Origin of the sequence: Flavobacterium sp. FlaQc-47 (assembly GCF_044006475.1) — a bacterium.
Taxonomy (GTDB): domain Bacteria; phylum Bacteroidota; class Bacteroidia; order Flavobacteriales; family Flavobacteriaceae; genus Flavobacterium.
In genome coordinates this window covers 13,710-35,729 of record NZ_JBIPCQ010000008.1, presented here as the reverse complement: position 1 = coordinate 35,729, position 22,020 = coordinate 13,710, and the positions used below count along the sequence as shown (strand labels likewise).

17 protein-coding genes are annotated in these 22,020 nt (G+C 32.0%); 8 read left to right on the top strand and 9 right to left on the bottom strand.

The genetic code is table 11. The features are described 5' to 3' along the window. Positions 1-217: 217 nt before the first annotated feature. Positions 218-4,714: a translocation/assembly module TamB domain-containing protein gene (locus tag ACHRVX_RS20835; protein ID WP_395335844.1), complete on the bottom strand. Its 4,497-nt coding sequence runs from the start codon at positions 4,712-4,714 to the stop codon at positions 218-220. 195 nt (positions 4,715-4,909) lie between these two features. Here ACHRVX_RS20835 and tsaD point away from each other — a divergent pair, with 195 nt between their 5' ends. The 8 genes from tsaD to ACHRVX_RS20795 all read left to right on the top strand — a co-directional run bounded on the left by tsaD (position 4,910) and on the right by ACHRVX_RS20795 (position 12,176). Beyond that, complete coding sequence (tsaD, locus tag ACHRVX_RS20830; RefSeq protein ID WP_395335841.1) at positions 4,910-5,932, top strand: tRNA (adenosine(37)-N6)-threonylcarbamoyltransferase complex transferase subunit TsaD; 1,023 nt, start codon at positions 4,910-4,912, stop codon at positions 5,930-5,932. A 2-nt stretch (positions 5,933-5,934) separates the two neighbouring features. Next, positions 5,935-6,648 carry a 16S rRNA (uracil(1498)-N(3))-methyltransferase gene (locus ACHRVX_RS20825; RefSeq protein ID WP_395335838.1) on the top strand — a complete coding sequence of 238 codons (714 nt, stop codon included), beginning with the start codon at positions 5,935-5,937 and terminating at the stop codon, positions 6,646-6,648. A gap of 315 nt (positions 6,649-6,963) precedes the next feature. Then, a complete protein-coding gene (locus tag ACHRVX_RS20820; RefSeq protein ID WP_395335836.1) occupies positions 6,964-7,602 on the top strand; it encodes a DUF4159 domain-containing protein in 639 nt (212 codons plus the stop codon). A 10-nt stretch (positions 7,603-7,612) separates the two neighbouring features. Then, positions 7,613-8,107 (top strand): TrmH family RNA methyltransferase, encoded by a 495-nt coding sequence (locus ACHRVX_RS20815; protein ID WP_395335834.1) that lies wholly within the window; start codon positions 7,613-7,615, stop codon positions 8,105-8,107. A gap of 160 nt (positions 8,108-8,267) precedes the next feature. Continuing rightward, positions 8,268-9,218, top strand: a complete 951-nt coding sequence (locus tag ACHRVX_RS20810; protein WP_395335832.1) for a zinc metalloprotease — start codon at positions 8,268-8,270, stop codon at positions 9,216-9,218. Positions 9,219-9,332: 114 nt separating this feature from the next. Further along, on the top strand, positions 9,333-10,424 hold the full coding sequence (locus ACHRVX_RS20805; protein WP_395335829.1) for an AI-2E family transporter: 1,092 nt from the start codon (positions 9,333-9,335) through the stop codon (positions 10,422-10,424). A gap of 2 nt (positions 10,425-10,426) precedes the next feature. Beyond that, positions 10,427-11,608, top strand: a complete 1,182-nt coding sequence (locus ACHRVX_RS20800) for a class I SAM-dependent methyltransferase (RefSeq protein WP_395335826.1) — start codon at positions 10,427-10,429, stop codon at positions 11,606-11,608. A 1-nt stretch (position 11,609) separates the two neighbouring features. Next, positions 11,610-12,176: a hypothetical protein gene (locus tag ACHRVX_RS20795; RefSeq protein WP_395335824.1), complete on the top strand. Its 567-nt coding sequence runs from the start codon at positions 11,610-11,612 to the stop codon at positions 12,174-12,176. Here ACHRVX_RS20795 and ACHRVX_RS20790 read toward each other — a convergent pair whose 3' ends face one another. The 8 genes from ACHRVX_RS20790 to ACHRVX_RS20755 all read right to left on the bottom strand — a co-directional run bounded on the left by ACHRVX_RS20790 (position 12,177) and on the right by ACHRVX_RS20755 (position 21,891). Then, a complete protein-coding gene (locus tag ACHRVX_RS20790) occupies positions 12,177-12,842 on the bottom strand; it encodes a M15 family metallopeptidase (RefSeq protein ID WP_395335822.1) in 666 nt (221 codons plus the stop codon). 97 nt (positions 12,843-12,939) lie between these two features. Next, a complete protein-coding gene (locus ACHRVX_RS20785) occupies positions 12,940-15,069 on the bottom strand; it encodes a DEAD/DEAH box helicase (RefSeq protein WP_395335820.1) in 2,130 nt (709 codons plus the stop codon). Beyond that, positions 15,069-16,382, bottom strand: coding sequence for an ATP-binding protein (locus ACHRVX_RS20780; protein WP_395335818.1), 1,314 nt, complete (start codon positions 16,380-16,382; stop codon positions 15,069-15,071). The genes ACHRVX_RS20785 and ACHRVX_RS20780 overlap by 1 nt, the downstream gene beginning before the upstream one ends. Next, positions 16,379-18,127: a tellurite resistance TerB C-terminal domain-containing protein gene (locus tag ACHRVX_RS20775; protein ID WP_395335815.1), complete on the bottom strand. Its 1,749-nt coding sequence runs from the start codon at positions 18,125-18,127 to the stop codon at positions 16,379-16,381. The genes ACHRVX_RS20780 and ACHRVX_RS20775 overlap by 4 nt, the downstream gene beginning before the upstream one ends. Before the next feature lie 98 nt (positions 18,128-18,225). Further along, positions 18,226-19,050: a BRCT domain-containing protein gene (locus ACHRVX_RS20770; RefSeq protein ID WP_395335813.1), complete on the bottom strand. Its 825-nt coding sequence runs from the start codon at positions 19,048-19,050 to the stop codon at positions 18,226-18,228. Between the two features lie 395 nt (positions 19,051-19,445). Continuing rightward, positions 19,446-20,426: a M20/M25/M40 family metallo-hydrolase gene (locus ACHRVX_RS20765; protein ID WP_395335810.1), complete on the bottom strand. Its 981-nt coding sequence runs from the start codon at positions 20,424-20,426 to the stop codon at positions 19,446-19,448. A 22-nt stretch (positions 20,427-20,448) separates the two neighbouring features. Further along, on the bottom strand, positions 20,449-20,781 hold the full coding sequence (locus ACHRVX_RS20760) for an L-rhamnose mutarotase (protein ID WP_395335807.1): 333 nt from the start codon (positions 20,779-20,781) through the stop codon (positions 20,449-20,451). Positions 20,782-20,838: 57 nt separating this feature from the next. Continuing rightward, complete coding sequence (locus ACHRVX_RS20755; protein WP_395335805.1) at positions 20,839-21,891, bottom strand: exo-alpha-sialidase; 1,053 nt, start codon at positions 21,889-21,891, stop codon at positions 20,839-20,841. Positions 21,892-22,020: the final 129 nt, after the last annotated feature.

Here is a 22,020-nt window from a genome sequence, read left to right as displayed (position 1 = left end):
TTTTCGTTAATAAGTTTTTCGATAGTAAAAAATTCATTTAAAATAATAAAAGGGTCTTTTTTTAATTAAATCCTTAAAATTAACAATACTTAAATGAAGTGTTATAAAAATTCAGGTTTACAATATGATTCGAAAATTAATGAGCCGCTAAATTTAGCATAAAAAAAACCATTCGATGCAACGAATGGTTTCTTTTAAATATTTTTAACAAAATTGACTAATAGTCATTGTCCGGAATTAATCCTTCATTATTGTTTTGTGGCGGTGGTTTTTTCTCTTCTTCCTTTTTCTCAGGTGCCTTTTTGTTTTTATCCGCATTCTTTTTATTAGAGAAATTTACAAAATCAGGATTTAGATACGAGTCCTGTAAATCATCCGAAGAACTTTTTACTGCTTTTTCTAATTTATGGTTTTTAAATAATTTATTGACCAGTTCACTAAAAGTATCAAAATCTACTTCATACGAAATACCAACTCCTTGCGTATAACCAATACCCTGTCCTATATAATTGATGTCATTTTCTTTATTGAATAAACGAAGATTCATTGATCCGTCTTCATTAACCCTGTACAACACTTCGATATCGCCAACAATTGCCGACTCGTTAACGCCTCCAATAGGAACTCCTAATTTTCCGTTTATCGTAATTCTTTCATTGACCTGCGATGTTATATTCGCCACAAACTGACCATCGGCTTCCTGACCGATTCGTTTATCTGCAGATATAAAATTCAAATCAATATTTATTTTATCATTGTCAGATTTGATGATTCCGCCTAATAAACTTGCTGCAGTTTCTGCAAATGTTCCTGACAAATCACTTTGATTAAATCCATCCGGACTCATAAATGATCCTGTTGAAAGTAAATACAAAGCTTGTGTCTGTCGAACATCTTTATCATCTAACTTGTATTGAATTTCAGATTTTAAAACGTTACTTACAGATGGAAACTGAATATCAAAATTAGGTTCAGGACTTGTTAAATCCCCTCTTAAACCAATTACAACTTCTACCGGTACTTTTTTATTGAACGATGAATTTTGCAATAATACGGCAGGATTGGCAGATGTTTTATAAACAGCCTCAAGATTCAATTGTGCTTTCATTGGGTTTCCCTCCCAAATAATAGAACCTCCTTTTTTTACCGCGAATTTTTTATCAATTAAACCGCCATATTTAAAATTATAAGTTCCTTCGTATGCCTGGAAATCTCCCCACATATTAAATTTACCCAGCGTATTTATCTTAAACAATAACGATCCGTATCCTTTTCCTTTCATACCATGTCCGGAATTTCTATCTAATATTACTTCAACCTCCGCATCTGGCGTAATATCAAAATCAAACTCTAATTCAAGACCGTTGTAGTTTTTGGTTTTTTCAACAATACCATTCGCTAAATTGTATTTCTCTTTGGGTGTAACAAAATGTATCCAACTGCTTTCTCCAACACTTTGGGCGTTATTAATTGGAATTTTAACCTCCGTTCCTTTCTCAGATTTAGCGTCTACTTTAATAAATAAACTTTCGGTAGGACCTTTTATACTTGCTGTACCATTAATAAATGCTGTACCAAAATAAGCCGCATCCTCACTATCTTTTGTATCAAGGGCTAATAAGCGTTTAGATGTAATGGTTAAATCCAGCTTCCAGTCGCTAAAATTATGATGTTCAATACTTCCGTTAAGTAAACCTTTAGTGTCATACTTAGTATCTGTTAATTGATTATTTCTGAATAAAAACTTCTCATCGGTTAAATCAATAACGGTTCGATCACTTAATTCATAATCCGTGTTAAGATATGGAACTGTCATTCCCGCTTTTTCAACATATAACCTTCCGTTGATTTCCGGTTTTTTCAGATTCCCCACAACTGCGGCATTTCCGGATACGGAACCTCTTACATTGGATAAAACATTACCTCCAATTGTTCCTAAAGTAGCCAGATTAAATCCTTCGAGTTTTAGATTTAAATCTAAAAAAGTTTCTTTGTTTTCAACAGCAAATGTACCGCTTGCCCTGAAAGATTCCGTAAATCCATTTTGTATGGACGAATTTATGGTGAATTTTTTAAAGCTTTCATCTCCTGAAATATCAAAATTCAGCGTTCCAAGATCTATTTTATTCAGGTTCAGATGATCAATTACAACAGATGCCGTGGGCTGATAAACATCTTTATTCTGCTTGTAATTTATATTTCCGTTCAAATTACCATTAAACACAAACTTGGAGTTTAATGGCGTAATTTTATTAATATCTACATCTTCAAAATTGAGGACTATATCCTTATAATCTTTTCCTTTTATGACCCCATTTAAATCAATTTTTTGATTTTCATGCGATAAAATAATATTATCAATCGTGAAATTTTTAAAGAACTGGTCGAATACAATTTGATTATCAGCCTGATCATTTTCATTTAAATACCATAAATAGTCTTTAAACTTCATTTCAGATTTCTTGATTCCTACTATATTATTTTTGTTTTTATCAATAGTATGATACAAATCCAGGTTAAAATAATCTTCTCCTTTTTCTCCTCCTTTAAACTCAGAGCGAACAAATAACGTATCTTTTGAGGTTACATTAATTAAGTTAAAATCACGAATTTTATAATAAGGCGTTTTGATACTGTCCAACTCCACAAAAGCATTGTAAAGCGGATTTTTATTATCAATACTAATCCTGATATTATCAAATGTATTTTTTGCCGCAGTAATTTTTTGCGATTTAAACCTGAATTTAAATTCTTGTAAATCCGAATCTATTTTACCACGAACTACCGTACTTGAATCTATATTAATTTCAGGATATAGCATTTCGACCACTTTATCATAAACATGAAAATTGAATCGTAAAAACTGTCCTTTATTAACTTTGTAAGGTTTATAATTGGTGTAAAGACTTCCCACAGAATTCATTACCAATTTTTCTAACTGAGCAAATTGAAATTTACCAACTATTTTACCATCTACAACATCTTTAGAATTAATGGTTATGGTTCGTAATCTGTCCGCATCAAAATTTGAGTTTACTAGAATTTCATCAAAAGCATAAGTCGCTTTTGGGTTTTGGAAAACAGCATCTCTAATGGAAACATTTCCCTGCAAATTTTCTATAGAATTTCCGGTAAGTTCCACAACGGCGTCCCCTCTAAATGTTGCGATAGAATCTTTTAGGAATTTTAGTTTTCGTAAATCGGCATTTTCTACATTAATATGAAAATCATAACGGCTTTCGCGTTTACTCAAATCTACTAATCCATCAAATGTCAAACTTAAATTAGGGTCGTTTATAGAAAGTTGTCCTTTATAATAAGGCAGCTTGAAGTTTCCGTTTACAACGATATTATTATAGGTGTATTTATTATATTCTAATTTTGCAATATCCCCTTTAATAATTGTATTTAGGTATTTCTCTGTAAAACCAACACCATCAACATCTAGATTTAAGGTTGTTCTGCCAATATCTTTACGATTCAGCAAAGCACCAACATTAAAATTATCTAAGATTATATTTCCGGAATACGAGGCTTTATCAATAAAATCCATATTCTTCATTTGCAAATCCGCCTGACCGTTCCCTATATCAGTAATCATTTTAAAGTTGGCTTCTAATTCGGTTGTAGAAACTTTTGTTTTACCAACAATATTAAACTTTCCAATTCTTTTAAGTTCCTTCGGAAGTTTTTTACCTAAAATCCCAGGCAAAATGACCACTAAATTATCATAACTTGAAATCAGTTTGTCAAACTTCCCTTCCATCGCAAATTTTTGAGTTTTGCTTCCCAGAAGGTTTTTAAAATTAAGTGTTCCGTTGATTTTTGAACCGTTCATATCACTCAATCTAAGATTTCTTAAATTAAGATTATTCAATGTTCCTTTTAGTTTTGTTTTGATTTTAAAGTGCTGGTTTTTACCCAATCCGTCATAAAAAAAACGGACATCATTTGATGCAATCGAAGCGGAATCCAGTGCAACATCAAACTTTACTTTATCAGTAAAGTGAAGAAAATCTTCAATCTTATAATTCAAAATAGCTTTACCGTAAATCCAGGATCTCTTGGTTTTTATGGCTAAATTTTCAACCTTAATCTGCTTCTTGGTATACGTTAGTTTTCCGGCAAAGTTAGACACATACAAACCACGATGATCTAAAAAAGAAAACCTGTGAATTATAGTGGTCACATCTGGTCCGTATAATTTAAAATCACTTATGTAAGCGTTCAGCTTTGTAAAGTCAAGAAACTTGGGTGTGGTTTTGTTTTCATCAATAACCGTAAAAATACCTTTGGATATATAAGCGTTTTTGGCAGTTAGTAAAAAGCGTTTTGTTGATTTCTTTTTTTTGCCGGTATCAAACAATTTAATAAACTTATTAATATTGTTTTCGTCTTCGTTTTTATAGGTTTTCAGATTAAAAATCATGCCTGTTAAACGAAGATCTCCAAAAATCAAATCGCCATCAAGCAATCTTTTTATACTTAAAATATCGGTGGTAATAATGTCTGAGTAGATTAATGTTTTCTTATGATGGTCTAAAATCAAAACTTTTTTAAGTTTTACACCGCCAAAAAGATTGATTGCTACACGGTCAACACTAATATTGGTTTTAAAATCTGTGTTTAAAGAAACCGTAACGTATCTTGCAATTTTTGTTTGTACTACAGGCAATGCCAATGTAATAGCAAGTACTAACAAAAGTAAAATCAACCCAATTAGGGTTCTTGAAATTATTTTCTTTACTTTTTTGATAGCTGCTTTTATTTTAGTTTTCTTTTAAATTTATTTTGAACAGACAAAGAACGACTGTTTTTGATAAAAATTCTTTAATTTTGGCTTCTCCTTAATATAAAAGAAAATCAAATATTTGATTTGTCAAATATAATTCAAAATTCGTGCCTTTATATGCAAAATTCAGAGGTTTTTATTCTTGCCATCGAAAGTTCCTGCGATGATACTGCCGCCGCGGTTTTACATAACGACAAAGTACTCTCAAATGTTGTGGCAAATCAGTTAATTCACAACCAATATGGTGGTGTAGTTCCAGAATTAGCTTCAAGAGCACATCAGCAAAATATTGTTCCGGTAATTGACGCCGCACTTCGCAAAGCAAATGTACAAAAAGATCAACTAACTGCAATTGCTTTTACGCAAGGTCCCGGTTTAATGGGTTCTTTATTGGTAGGCAGTTCGTTTAGTAAATCATTATCATTAGCGTTAAAAATTCCGTTAATTGCTGTTAATCACATGCATGCGCATATTTTAGCCCATTTTATTGACGAAGAAGGTTTTGATAAACCTGAATTTCCTTTTCTGGCGTTGACCATTAGTGGCGGACATACTCAAATTGTAAAAGTAAACGGTTTTTTTGACATGGAAATCATCGGTGAAACCACGGATGACGCTGTTGGAGAAGCTTTTGACAAGAGTGCGAAAATTTTGGGACTTCCCTATCCGGGCGGACCTTTGATTGATAAATATGCTCAATTAGGAAATCCGAAAGCTTTTGCTTTTACCAAACCAAAAGTTCCGGGACTAGATTTTAGTTTCTCCGGATTAAAAACGGCGATTTTATATTTTATTCAGAAGAAAAAACTGGAGAACCTCAATTTCATCGAAGAAAACCTGAATGATATTTGCGCTTCTATTCAATATACGATTATCGAAATTTTGATGGATAAATTGAAATTAGCCGTAAAAGAAACCGGAATCAAACAAATTGCGATTGGTGGAGGAGTTTCGGCAAATTCAGGAATCAGATCAAGATTAAAGGAAACTGAAGGGAAATACGGCTGGAAAACTTTTATCCCAAAATTCGAATACACAACAGATAACGCTGCAATGATTGGCATTGTAGGATATCAAAAATATTTATCAAGTCGTTTTGAAACTTCAGCAGTAGTTTCTAAAGCGCGAATTCAATTTTAATTATGCAATTATTTTACAATCCAGATATTGATCAGTCCACTGAAAGTTTTTTCTTTGATAAAGAGGAAAGCCGACATATTATAAAAGTTTTACGCAAGAAAGATTCGGATATTTTACATGTTACAAACGGTTTAGGTTTATTGTTTGAAACCGAAATTACGCTGGCTTCTGACAATAAATGTATTGTCAATGTTCTTTCTATTACAAAAGCCGACGAACCAAAATTCCGTTTGCATTTAGCTGTTGCGCCAACCAAAATGAACGATCGTTTTGAATGGTTTCTTGAAAAAGCTACCGAAATTGGGATTCAGGAAATTACGCCAATTATTTGTGACCGTTCTGAACGAAAAGTAATTAACAGAGAACGTTTTGAAAAGATTATTCTTTCGGCAATGAAACAATCTAACGAAACGTATTTGCCTAAATTAAACGAAGCAATCTCCTTTAAGGAATTTGTGAAACAAAAAAATGAAGGTTTACAATTGATCGCGCATTGCGAGGAAACGGATAAAAAATCGTTGAAGGATATTTTGAAACCTAATGAAAGCGTTACCATGCTTATTGGTCCTGAAGGTGATTTTTCTGAAAAGGAAATTGCACTGGCTTTAGACAATAGTTATCAGCCGGTTACTTTAGGTAATACGCGTTTACGCACAGAAACAGCTGCAATTGTAGCGTGTCATAGTGTTGTTTTTTTGAATGAAGGTTCTAATTAAAGTTTTACTTTGTCATCACGAGGAATAGTTTTTTTTCCGTTTTCTGTCATTTCGACGCAGGAGAAATCACACGCGGGATTCGACAAAGATTGACAAAATTCTGTACGGAGTTTCTAATGTGATTTCTCCTTCGTCGAAATGACAAAAGCTGGGTTCGACAAAGATTAAACACAATCTTGTCATTTCGACAAAGGAGAAATCACACGCGGGATTCAACAAAGATTGACAATTGTTAACGGAGTTTCATGTGTGATCTCTCCTTCGTCGAGATGACAAAAAGACCTATCATAAGTTGCACAAAAACATAAAATTGGTATGAAAAAAATATTTTACTTATTGTTACTTGTTTCTATTTCTTCTTTTTCACAAGAAATTGCTTTGCTAAAATACAGCGGTGGCGGCGATTGGTATGCAAATCCTACCTCATTACCTAACCTGATAAAGTTTTGTAATGCCAATATCAATACCAGAATAAAAGCAAAACCTTCAACGGTTGAACCAAGTAATCCTGATTTGCTTTCCTATCCTTTTGTGCATATGACGGGTCACGGAAATGTAGTTTTTAGTGATGCTGATGTAAGTAATCTTAGAAATTATTTAAACGGCGGTGGTTTTTTGCACATCGATGATAATTACGGAATGGATCAATATATCAGAAAAGAAATTAAAAAAATATTCCCAAATAATAATTTAGTCGAGATTCCGGCGAATCATGCCATATTTCAAAAACCATATCCTTTCCCTAACGGATTACCAAAAATTCACGAGCATGACGGAACACGCGCTCAGGCTTTTGGAATTTTTACAGACAATAAACTGGTTTTATTATATACGTATGAATGCGATCTAGGCGATGGCTGGGAAGATCCTGAAGTTCATAATGATACCGCTACTGCAAGGGACAAAGCCTTAAAAATGGGCGCCAATATTATCAATTATATTTTCACTAATTAAAACTTAAAAAGTGCAGCTTACTCACGAAGAAAATCAATTTCAAAGAAAAACGTTTCCGATAACATTAGTTTGTGATCACATTTATTTTCAGCAGAATATTGGTTCTCTCTTTAGAATTAGTGAAGCATTTGGGGTTGAAAATATTATTTTTCTCGGAAAAGACATTCCGCTAACGCCCCGTAAAATCAATAAAACTTCAAGAAGCACCCATCTTCATGTGCCTCATACTATAATTGAAGAAACAAGCGAACTTGCTGACTACTTAATTAAGAATAACTTTGAAATTATTGCGCTGGAAATTGCAAGCAATAGTAAACCCTTAAAAGAAGTTGTAATTCCTGACAATCAAAAAATTGCACTTTTAATAGGAAGTGAAATCGATGGAATCTCTGATGAACTTTTGAAAATTTCGAACCAAATTGTGCACATAAATATGTTCGGAAATAACTCGAGTATGAACGTCGTTCAAGCTGCAAGTATAGCTTTGTACGAATTTACTTCTTAATAAATAAACGTTAAATTTTTGTAAGAACTAGACGCTACAAGGGATTGTAAAATTCTCACAAAATAATTATTGTAAAAATTTTGTTACAATAATATTTTTGTTATAAAATTGCGGTATAAATAACCAAATTTAATATTTTATAACAAAAACCCAAATTATTATGAAAAATGTTCTTATTACCGCATTCGCAGCACTAGTGCTGTTTTCTTGTCAAAACGAATCTACAGAATCATCTGATTCAAATGTAAGTGCAATTGCGCATCGCGGATGTGCATCACAGGAAGTGTTAGAAGCTCAATTAAAAGCTGATCCAACTTTAGCCATCAGAATGAATGAAATTGACGCTTTTACAGAGAAAGCCATATTAAGTGGTAAACTGGTTAACGGAAAAGTTCAAATTCCTGTTGTAGTTAATGTATTGTACAGAACAACTGCAGAAAACATTTCGAATGCGCAAATTCAAACCCAAATCGATGTATTGAATAAAGATTTCAATGCATTAAACTCTGATTTTAATAGTGTACCAGCCCTATTTTCTGGTGTTAAAGCAAATGTTGGAATTTCATTTGTATTAGATCAGGTGATTAGAAAATCTACTACTAAAACATCATGGGGAACTAATGATGCAATGAAAAAAGTGGCTCAGGGAGGTTTAGCGCCAACTACGCCTACAACAAAACTTAATTTATGGGCCTGCACAATTGGTGGCGGAATATTAGGATATGCACAATTTCCTGGTGGAGCTTCGGCTACTGACGGAGTTGTAATTGATTCTAAATATTTTGGATTATCCGGTGCTGCAAATGCTCCGTTTAACTTAGGAAGAACTGGAACTCACGAAGTGGGACACTGGATGAATTTACGCCACATTTGGGGAGATGCAACTTGCGGAAGCGATTTAGTATCTGATACTCCTACTCACAATGAAGAAAATTATGGTGTTCCGGCTTATCCACATTATAGCACTTGCTCAGGAACTCCTGTAGAAATGACTATGAACTACATGGATTATGTTGATGACAACGCTATGTATATGTTCTCTAACGGACAAAAAAACAGAATGGCTGCGATCTTCGTTACCGGAGGTTCAAGAGCAGCTTTTGGAATCTAAAAAAACAGATTAAAATAAATAAATGGAAAAGCGGGATGATATCATCTCGCTTTTTTTTGTTTACACCCAAATTTCAAAAAGCTTTTTCCTATATTTATATTCTAAAATTAAATCATGATCACATCAAAAATTATTTCTAACGGAATATTAAGGGCTTTAGCAACAATATTAATTGTTGGCATTATTTTATATTTTTTATACGAAATACAAACTGTTATTGTTTACTTATGTATCTCATTGTTATTGTGTTTAATAGCAAATCCGTTAGTACAATTTTTAAAGACCAGATTAAAATTCAGTAACGCACTTGCGGCCACTACAACTTTAATTGTGTTTATATTAATGTTAGTAGGCTTTATATTTTTATTTGTTCCTTTAATTATATCGCAGGCTAATAATTTATCTTTATTAGATACTCATAGTTTACAACTGCAATTTATGGAAGCGGAGCGCAATGTCGAAGCCTATTTTAATGTGCAGCATTTAGATTTAAATAAAGTATTAAAGGATTCTAAGGTTACCTCAATTATAGATTTTAGCTATTTTACTGTTTTTTTAAATTCCATTTTAGGATTTTTAGCTAATATGGGTATGGGATTAGTATCTGTTTTCTTTATTACTTTTTTCTTTATTAAAGATCAGGATTCTTTTAAATTGAGTGCACGCAGAATTTTACCTGATAATAATGAAGATAAAATCATCAACTCTATTACTAAAATAAATCACTTTTTAACACGCTATTTTATTGGATTATTACTTCAATTAACGGTTGTATTTATTTTGTATTTAATTGTTTTAGTGATTTTTGGCAATAAAAATGCTTTTGTAATTGCCTTTTTGTGTGCCATTTTAAATATCATTCCTTATATAGGACCTATAATAGGAACTGTTTTAGCGGGAATTTTAACGATGATCAGTATGATTGGAAGTGATTTTCAAAGCGAAATCCTGCCAAGAACGATTTATGTAATTATAGGCTTTTTAGTCGTTCAGGCAATTGATAATAATATAAGTCAGCCCATAATTTCATCAAAAAGTGTAAATTCGCACCCGCTGGAAATATTCCTGATTACTTTAATTAGTGGAATTACTTTTGGGATTGTCGGGATGATTATTGCAATTCCTGTTTTTACAATGTTGAAAGTAATCCTGAAAGAATTTTTTCCTGAAAACAAAATTGTCTCCGTATTAACCGAAAGAATTTAGCATTGAATACTTCTATTTTAGATAAAAATATACAGGAATTTATAACTCAAAATAGTGGTGCATCAATTACTAAATTAGCACTTCAAAAAAATCCGTTTCCTGAAATGGACTGGATTCTAATCTTAAATCAGATTGAAGCAAAGTCTAAAGCAAAAGAAAAATTACCTACCTGGTTTTTGACCGAAAATATTATTTATCCAAGTAAAATTTCTGTGGAGCAAACCTCATCCGAAAAAACAGCGGCTTATAAAGCTTCTTTAATTTCGGGCGAAACTTTAATTGATCTTACAGGCGGTTTTGGCGTTGATGATTATTACTTTTCTAAGAAATTTAAAAATATTGCACATTGCGAAATAAACGAAGATTTATCTGCAATTGTAAGGCATAATTTTGAACAGCTTAAAGTAACCAATTGTACTTTTTATGCTGATGATTCTACGAATGTTTTAAATGAACAGGATCAAAAATGGGATTGGATTTATATTGATCCTTCGCGAAGAAATGATGCAAAAGGCAAAGTTTTCATGCTGAAGGATTGTTTACCGAATGTTCCTGATTTATTGGATTTTTATTTTGAAAAAGCTTCTTCTATATTAATAAAAACGGCTCCGTTATTAGACATTTCGGCAGGATTATCTGAACTTAAATTTGTAAAAAACATTCATATTATTGCGCTTGAAAATGAAGTAAAAGAATTACTTTTTGAAATTCACCATCATTATTCCGGCGACATCGCAATTAAAACGGCTAATATAGTAAAGGATAAAACGGAAACATTTGAATTTGTTTTGGGTGATGATTCCCTTTTTGCTTCCTATCATTTACCTCAGCGTTATATTTATGAGCCCAATTCGGCTATTATGAAATCCGGTGGTTTTGATGAAGTCAGTGCTGTTTTTGATATCAATAAACTGCATAAACATTCTCATTTATATACTTCTGATGCTTTAATTGATTTTCCCGGACGTCGTTTTGAAGTAACAAAAGTGATTCCCTACAGTAAAAATGAAATGAAAACGGAACTCGCTAATCAACAAGCAAATGTGACTACGAGAAATTTTCCGGACACGGTGGAAAACATACGAAAAAAATGGAAAATAAAAAATGGCGGGAATTTGTATTGTTTTTTTACAACTGATAAAAATGAGAACAAAATAGTTTTAATTTGCAGAAAAATTATATAAAATGAAACCACTATTTACCCTAACCTTTTTTTTATTAACCTTTACCGCTTTTGCCCAAAAACCATGTGAATATAGTGCAAATGTAACTGACTCAATTGGTACTTATAAAGTTACTAATGAATACCTGATGAGCGAAAAATACTTTGGCGGCACATTTGATTATATTTTCTTTTCGTTAGCAAAAACGGACGGAATGCCTACTTTAAATTTACAATTGATCCAGAAAAGCAAGGATTTTATAAAAGCGAATTGCTTTGATAAAAATTCGAAAGTTTTTTTACAATTAGAAAACGGAAAAATAGTAACACTAATCCATATGGACAGGGAAACCTGTGGTACGCTTATTCATGACGAGAAAGGTTTTGACAATCGTATCAATACGGGAATTTTTATGTTCATGAAAGAAAATTTCGAAGAACTAAAAAAATCTCCCATTTCGATTATGCGCATCAAATACCTGACAACTACTGAAGATTATATCGTAAAAAGGGAATTAACATCTGAGTTGAATGCCAAGGTTTATAACCCGAATACGTATTTCATGGAAAACATCAGATGTGTTGAATAATTAATCACATTTCCATTTCTGGTTGGAAACATTATCTTTTAAACCAGCTTTTAAATTATAATGCCACCACTCTGAATCAAATGAATTAAAGCCGTTTTTAATCATTATGCTTTTAAGATATTTTCTATTAGATTTTACTTCATTAGAAAGCATGGTATAATTATGACTGGCGCGAATACCAAAAAAGTCAAAAGGAGTTCCCATATCAACTTCTTTTCCATTTATATCGACTATTGAAATATCAACGGCTCCTCCTCTATTGTGGATGGAGCCTTTTTTGGGATCGGCAACATATTTGGGATTTGATACAATCTCCCACATTTTTTGCTGAATCGCTAAAGGTCTGTAACAATCGTATAATTTAATTTTAAAGCCTTTTTCCATAAAGACTTTGTTAGCTTTTATCAATGCCTGAACGGTTTTATATCGCAAAACACATTCGGCACAATCATACACTTTTGCTTTCAAAAAATTATCTTCGGTTGCATATTTCATATCGTAGATAAAATCGTTGCTGTAATCTTTTAAATTGACAAATGTAGTATCGGCAATTTCTTGTTTCACAGCACTTGTATAAACCTCATTTTGAGCGTTTACAGAAAATGTAAATAAAGTGATTGCGAACAATAGTAAAAACTGAATGTATGAAGTTGTGTTTCTTTTCATGGAGAAAGTAATTGTATCCTGTAAATATAAAGATAAAAATCTTTGTATAAAAAAGTCATGTTCTCTACTCTATTTAATCCTTTCAAAAACCTTCTAATCAAGTATTGATTACAATTCTGGTAATTTTCAATAAAAATTCTTTCGTTTCGTTTATATCAAAATGATTTTGTTTCATCCATTCAATTTGAAATTGAACCGGAAGGTATATCCCCCATTTTGAAACTTTTAATAATTCCGGATTTTTTTCTAATTCTTCTGTTATCATTTTATCAATAAGCTGAACGTTAGCACTTAAAAAATTTAGCTTAGATAAAAAGTCGTCTTTAGAAATGTAAATATTAAATGAACTTTCTGCTTCATCTAATCCGTTCTTTATGTCTAAAATATTAAAAAGAAATTCAAGTGTTGTGTTTATCTTTGTCCCGGTAAAGGTTGAAAAGACAAGTTTTTTCTCTGAAACTAATAATGGTCTTTCTGATTCGATATCTTTAATCGCAAAAGTTGCAAAATCGCTTCTCATTTCGTCTAATTCATCAGCAGATTCTTCATTTAGTTCAGCATACATTTCATCCTGATAAAGGATCTCAAACATTTTTTGTCTAATTACAGCATGAACCATTCCGCCACCGCCGGAAAATATTGGTTTTTTACCATCGTTTGTTCGTATAACCTCAATTTTTTTCGCCTTGACATCAACAAATACAATCTTCCATATTTTTGCTGCCAGTAAAATATTTTCATTTTCTATAATTTGTGGACTTAACGGAATTTCACCTATTTTAATACCTGCATTTACCACTTTAAAATTGTCTTCGATTGTAAATGCACTATAGAAATCTCTGTTATTTACGATTTTTTCGCCTTCAATTCCTATTATTACTTCGTCTCTCAATTTCTCCATCAAATCGATCTCGATTAAATGATTTAAGATTTTTTCTATATCAGAAATTTCAATGTCATTGAATGCAAAGTTTTTCTTTAAAAGTGTCACCAACTCCCTATATTGAATGCCGGAATGGCCTTTTGTAATCGACAATGCCTGATGTAATAAAAGGTCATAAGCGAGACTCATTGATTCTTTGGGTTCTATAAAACCTTGTTTGTACAAATGCCAACAGGCAAGTGATTGCAGTAAACTCCATTTATTTGTGGCATATAATAACAGAAAACTTTTGGCACCATCTCTTCGTCCGCTCCTTCCAATACGCTGGATTAAAGATGCAATACTGTATGTGGCATCAATTTGTACAACCTCATCAACAGCCCCTATATCAATACCAAGTTCTAAGGTTGAAGTACAGGAAATGCAAAAATTTTGATGGTTATTACTTTTAGCAAAAGATTCTATATGTTCTCTAACTTCTTTATCTACAGAGGAATGATGCGAAAAATAATTAACATGTCCTTTTGCCTTATCTGAAATTTTCTTTAATTCTACTGCAACAACTTCGGCAAGTCCGCGGCTATTAGGAAAAACAAGGACTTTGCGATCCTTAGTTTGCTGGTATAAATCATCTATAAGAGCGGAAGGCAAATCTTTCGCAACTTTTTCAAAATACCTGAAATTTGCTTCAATTTCTTTTGATGCACTGTCTTTTAAAACTGTTGTTTCTATAATATTACCTGCAAATTTCTTTACTTCGACATAATCTCCTAAAGTTGCCGAAAGACCAATTATCCTAAAGTTATTTTCATTTACATCTTGTAATCTGGACAAAAGAGATTTTAATTGTACGCCTCTCCCTGATCCGATAAAAGAATGAATCTCGTCAATAATTACAAATTTAAGATTCGAAAAAATATGTTTTACATTATAAGGTTTATTGACAAACATGGCTTCCAGAGATTCCGGTGTCATTAAAACGATTCCTGTTGGATATTTTATTAATTTTTCTTTTGAAGTTTTATTGGCTTCTCCGTGCCATTTGACAACATTGACTTCTAAATTTTTGCACAATTCCTCAACACGAAAAAACTGATCGTTTATTAAGGCAATAAGTGGAGAAATATACAAAACCTGAACGCCTCTTTCGTTAAAATTCACTTGAGATAAAACGGGTAAAAAAGCGGCTTCGGTTTTTCCTGATGCTGTTCTTGATACCAGAATATAATGCTTATCTGTGGTTAAAATTCTTGTAATTGCTGCATTTTGAATAGGACGTAATTGTTCCCATCGTTTATCACGAATGTATTTTCGGATGGGTTCTGATAATAGTTCGTACGACATTATATTTCTTCAATGCTATCGATTAAAACATTGTCTGGTCTTTCATCTGAAATTTCGATATCTCCAAATAATTTGGTTTTATCTAAATTTGGATTTTGTCTTAAAATATTTAGAATATTTAAGAAATCCCTAATTACCTCGCGGGGAGTTAAAAACTCAGACGCACCTGGTTTGTTGAACATTTCTTCCATGAAATTTTGTATATCATCTTCAGAAACATTTGTGGTGACTTTGTAATTGTAATCAAAAATTGCTTTTAGTTTTATAAGCAATACAAATACTTCATTATGATCGAGCGGCAATAATTTAATTACTGGCTGTGCAAAATCTCTAATTTCAGCGGTTTCAAACTTATTGCTTTCTAATCTTGATTTTAAAGCATGGTAGCTGAATAATCCTCTTCGTTCGTTTTCAAGAACTTCTTTTGTTCCGGCAAAATTGAAAAATAAATTACTCACTTTTCCCTGAAAACAATCATTGTAGATACTTAAAATCTTTTCGTAATTTTTCTCTCTCATTACAGATGTTGAAATTTTATACAGATTTATGGCTTCGTCGAGATTGATCATAAAACCGCTGTATCCCATACTTACAAACAGCTTGCAAAAGTTTTTAAGCATGTCATAATAGTTCAGGTCGTTTATAATTTCCCTTACTCCCAGATCTTGTTTTGCTTCGGTTTTTGTATGGTATTCGCCTTTAAGCCACTTTAGGGCATTTCGTCTTAATTGTTCATCATCTTTAATGTAACCTTCGTAATATTTCATTACAACGGTTCCAAAATCAAAACCTCCAACTTCTGAAATTTCGTTGATGGTTTTCATGATGTTATTCTGAATGAGGCTTAAATATTTTTCATCCCTGATATTTTCCAGCGCAATATTATTATCCTGAGCTGTTTTTGAAACTACTTGTTCTATCCATTTTTCCATCAAAGTAGGCAATGCTCCGCCTTCAGGTTTGGTCTGGATCGCAATATTATCCATAATAGCCGAATATAATGCAACGCCTTTCCCGTCATTAGAATAGAGCCTGTTATCCGGAGTAAAATCAGCATTTGTGACTACAAATTTTTGTTTTAAAGCAACAGTATTCAGTAAATGAAGCATGAATGATTTTCCGGATCCAAAATCACCAATCCAAAATTTCACCATACTATGACCGTTTTTTACATCTTCTAACGCGTTTACAAATGCGCTTATTTCCTCAGATCGTCCTACGGTAATATGCTGAACACCTATTTTGGGTACTACGCCTCCAATTAATGAGTTGATAATTGCTGTGGCTTCTTTTGGTTTAATATTCTCTATCATTTTGCTAGTATTCGGTTAAAATATGATTCGTTTATAATGTAAAATTCTTCGTCTTCTTCAATTAAAACATCGTCTAATGTTTCATAACAAATTTCATTGATGCTTTCTATCAGTTGATTTTTAAACATTCCTTTTGATCTTGCTACAATTTCAAAATCTGCCTGAAGAACAGATAGATTTGCTTTAGAAAAAAGGTCCAGAATTTCTTCCTGAATTTTAGAGAAATTTATTGATTCATCAAAAGGGCTTGTTTGAGGTTGTTGTGATTGAGGAATTATTTGCAATACCATTTCATTTACTTCGGGGGATTCAACTTCTGGTATTTCGTCCTCATCGCGCAAATATTCATTAAGCAGTTCTACGGTTCCGGAATGTTTATTATGAACTTCCTGAATTGCATTTCTGTCTAACTGTATTTTTTTTCTTTTGGCAGCATATACACGGGGAATCGATTTTAATGCTTTTTCTAAATTTTTATCATCTACAAATTCATTAATAATAATCTGAAAATCATTTAACTGATCGCTGGTTTTAAACAGGTTTTTTTGGACTGTTGTATTCAGTTGTTTATTATCAAATTTTACCGAATTGAGGTCGTAATAAATGTAGTAGATATACAAAGTAAGCGCAGCTTCTTTATCATTGTTTGCGATAAACTTTGAACCTTCGTAAAAAATATTTTCAACGGAAGGATTATTTTTGTTTTGATTTCCTAAATTTATAATCTCCTGAATAAATGTTTTTGAATCTTTTTTATATTGAATTGTCAATTGATCAAACTTGATTTTCCATCGCGTAGTATTTTGAATATTCAGTTCAAAATCAGTTTTTTCATCCGGCTCATTTATCGTTGGAAGATAAATTTGCATTATCTTTTTTAATTTTAAAATAACCCTGCTATTGTATTCTTCAATAATTTCAGCTGAAGTGTATTGTAAATCAACATTCAGTTTTCTTTTATGTCCGAAATTCTCTCGTACCACATTCTCGCAGTATTTAAAAATATTAGAGTGAAGTTCATTCACAATAGTTTCTAGCGAGTATTTGTAATTGCTGCTTCCTTTTCTGTAATTATAATGTTTACAGGCAATACTATCAGCGAGTTCATCGAGCTCTTTATTTAAGGAAGATGATTGTTTTTCATACTTTTCTTCGATCTTTTTAATTACGTATAAATAGAACTTGACAACCTCTAAACCACAAAATTCAATACTAAAAAAGTTGTTTTCAGGATTCCATAATTTATTCAGCAATCCTACATCCTGATCGCTTAAATCGAGCTTTGCTCTAAATTGTGCGCCTAATTTTAAATAATCGTATCCGGCATAATCATCATAATAATTTTCTTCTTTCCTGATTCTTTCAACATCTTTATGCAGACCATGTTCGAGTAATTTTTTAACCAGATTGGAAACACAATATGATTTTGTTTTAGGATGATAAACCCGTAATTCTTTTAATTGTTTTTCAAGCCGAATTGTATTCTTGTGAGTATCATATTCATTTAAAAGATCAAATAGCAAAATAAATGCATAGTTATTATTGCCGTCCAGATTTGTATAAATGCTGTTTAGAAAATTAAATTTATAGGTTTTATAAAAAACACGCTGCTGACTTGAAGCCGAATTAATCTCAGAATAGGAATATACGTTTTGATGCCCCCAATATGGTACGCTGGAGTTTCTTGATAAATTATTAGAAAGGCTGTAAGATTCGCCGGTAACATCAATAATTGAATCATCCATAGGTGCTGAAATTTTAAATAATTATAATAAGTCATCTATTATATCCGAAAAATCGAATTCGTGAATGAGCATAATTGTATGTCCGTCTTTTCTAAGATTTATGGCTTTTTCAACCTTTCTTCATAACATGAAAATGCCCACGCCGGGTTTCCATTGTCACCTACAATTAAATAATCTGTTTTTTTAGAAATGGTATCCGTAGGAATTCCTCCAAGTTTAATAATGTCTCTTTGAAGGTTTTCTCTGTTTCCCCTTTGTAAAACTCCGGTGATACAAAAAGTTTTTCCTTCAAAAGTAACATCGGGTTCGCTTGTACAAAGACCGGATATATTGACATCTACTGTTTTATCCTTTATTGTTTGTCTTACTTGGCTATCCTGAATAGTGACAAACTGATTAAAATAAGCCATTAAAATAGTTCTTTCTTCTTCATCAATTATATTATCTGATAAAACAGAAATAATGAGACTTCTAATTTCATCGTACGGATAATAAGTATTCAAATGTTCGTTTTCATTTAGCCAATTCTGAAGATCATAAATCTCTTTATCAGTGATAATTCCATCTGCTAAAATTCCGTGACAAATACCCTGTAAAATCTGTAGATCAGAAGTTATTGGGTTATAAAAATAATTATCGTTTTCATATTTTTGGCATAGCCAATACAAATCTTCTATGGTCTCTTTTAAAGGGATTTTATTTGAAATTGTATTTTCAATAATTGTCATGAATTCATTAAAAGGATTACGGTTTATTAATTCCTTGTGGGTTGTGACCCAGTTTTTTAGTTCGCTAATTTCATTTGCATTTATTTCATCGTCTAATTTAATTCCTATCAGAAAGCCCTTCAGTGAACTTATTGCTTTATCTGCCTGCGATTTTGCTGTATAAACCTTTAATAATTCCAGATTGGTACTTTCCATGTTTGAATATTTTTTTTTAGAAAAAACATATAATTTTAATCGCCAAAATTTATTGCCGCTTTTTAATTATAATTCTTGTGTGATGAATTTTTTATGTATTAATAGGAACAAATATTATTCTTTTAATTCTATTTTTTTTACGGAAAACCATAATTTGGCAACTAGTCAATAATATTCAAAAATATCATTACCAAATTATAATCAACTACGTATATATACCTGTTTTAATAAAAAGAGCCATTTGTCTATGATAAATGGCTCTTTATGCTATAATATATGTATCGTTTATTATAGCTATATAACAGAAAATAATATATGCTGTTTTTAAGACAGGATAATAAAAAACCCGCTCTGTAAAGCGGGTTCAGTTTGTATAAATTTCCTTATTTAATTAGTTAATCCTGATTAATAAATTTTAAATCCTGATTATAATTAGCAATTGCAATCAAAGCATTATAAATATACTTTATGACTAAAGCACCTCCATCACTATTGATTAAGTCAATATCATCTTCGGGTGTGTGATATTGTGGATGTCCGCCTGTATGGAATCCTATAACAGATATACCCGCTTTGTAAAATGAAATATGGTCTGATCCTCCCACTTCTCCAGCATGGATTACAGGATGGAGTCCGCTGGTATCTCCTAATTTTTTCATGAGTTCAACGCCGTCCGGAAAAGTTCCTGCACCGCCCATATAAATTTGTTTCTCAGTATTTAGCCTTCCTACCATGTCCATATTCAGCATTACTTTTACAGCTTCTTTTTTGACGGGCAAATTATTCACAAAATATTTAGAACCTAACAATCCTTCTTCTTCTCCGGTGAAGGAAACAAAAATGATACTTCTTTTTGGCTTAATAGAAGATTTTGACAATTCTTCTGCCATACAAAGCAATGCCGAAACTCCCGAAGCATTATCATCTGCGCCGTTATGAATTGCGATTACTTCCTTTTTTTTACTGCCTGATCCTTTTCCGCCCCAGCCCCAATGATCGTAATGTGCACCTATAACAATAAATTCATTTTTAAGATCTGGATCTGATCCTTCAATATATCCCACAACATTTTGAGTTGTAACAGTATCTGATTTGACTTTGTTGATGTCTTGTTTTACAAAAAGTTTAAAAGGCTGATAGTAATTTTCATTAAATTCTTTTAAACCGTATTTTTTAAAATATTTTTTAATGTAAGCTGCCGCATCGTTATTTCCTTTTGTACCGGGAAAACGTCCCTCCATTTTATCAGATGAAAGATATTTGTCGTGCTTGTAAAATGTTTTGGCATCAATACCCTTTTGTGCATTTATTGCAATACCTGAAAATAGTATACTGATGAAAAAAGCTTTTAATTTTAAGTGGTGAAAAGATTGCATTTTATTGTGACGAGTTTTTATATTATTTAAGTTCAAAAATTTTATTCATTACGATCCATTTTTCTCCGGGTTTTGATTCCGGTAAAGCTTTTTGAAATTGCCACATAAGTGTTTCCCATTCCTGCACTTTAGGATTTTCAGCGTCTGATTTTGCCTTTTTTTCAAACGAAAAATCAACATTTGCTTCTATAATCATAAACAAACGATCTCCTAAATTATAGATTTCAAGATTGGTAATTCCCGAAGCTTTAATGCTGTTTTTGATTTCAGGCCAAACGTTCTCGTGAAACTTTATATATTGATCAATTAAATCAGGGTCGTTTTTTAAATCTAAAGTAAGACAGTGTTTTTGCATAATTCCCTTTTGTAAATTAAAATGATTAGACAAGTTAGGAATTATTTTAAAACTTACTTAGTTCATTAAATCAAATGTGACATGTTTGATATATTTTCTGTTATAAGTATATAAAACATGAATTTTATGATCTGAGGTTTCAATAATTGCCGGATAACTGAATTCCCCCTCTTTCTGGTTTTCAAGATCAAATAGCTTGTTCCAGTTTATACCATCCTTTGAATATTCCACATCCAGAACATTTCGTCCGTTGAACCAGTCTTTTCCAATCTTAAGCGGATTATTTACCAATAAAAAAGATTTATTGGATAACGTTACGGCATCAACTCCTGAATTTGAATTTACTACATTGATACTATCCGTTTTCTGCCAGCTATTTCCATTATCTTCTGACCAGCTTGAAATCAGTTTATTATGTCTGCTTCGGGATAAAATCTGAATTTCTTTATCAGAGTGGACTAAAAATGTGGGCTGAATAATATCAAATTCCTTTTTATCATTAAGCGCAATTTTTTCCCACGAATCTGTAGCTTCAGTATATTTTTCTAAATGAACTCTCCATTTATTATCATCGATGCTTTCAGTACTGCTTCCGCATAAAATAGTGCCTGGAATTGTTTCAATGGGTTTGTTTCTAATGGGTCCCAGGATTCCGTCAGGAAGATATTTAGGTTTAGTCCAGGTATTTCCGTTATCTTTTGAAAGGATCATGGCGCCAAACCATTCTCTTGGATTTTTACCCACTTTATAAAACAGATATAAATTCCGGCTTTTGCTTTTAAATAAAACCGGATTCCAGCAAGGCAAGGTATCATTTTGCCTGATTAAAGGCGTAACAAGATTTTTTGGCGCAGACCATTTATTCTTTTGATATAAAGAAATATAAATACCAACATCTTTTGCGCCTTCATGTTTCCCTCCAAACCACGCAGCCATTAATTTATCAGGTTCAAGCTCGACTAATGTTGCGGCGTGACTATTTGCTGTAACAGGCTGATCTGTAACAAAGTTTTGTGTGATATGAACTGCTTTTGGTACTTGCTTTACTGACGAACAAGAAACAATCAGTCCAACTAATAAAAGCAACGAATAATTAAATTTTGAAATCATTTTGTATTGTAAAAGTTAAAGTGGTGAGCGTATTGTTTTTGCCTCTTTCGAAAAAGAAAAAAATCATGTATGTATGTATTAAAATTGCAAATCGTTTATCCGCCACGAATTCACGAATTATTGTTTATA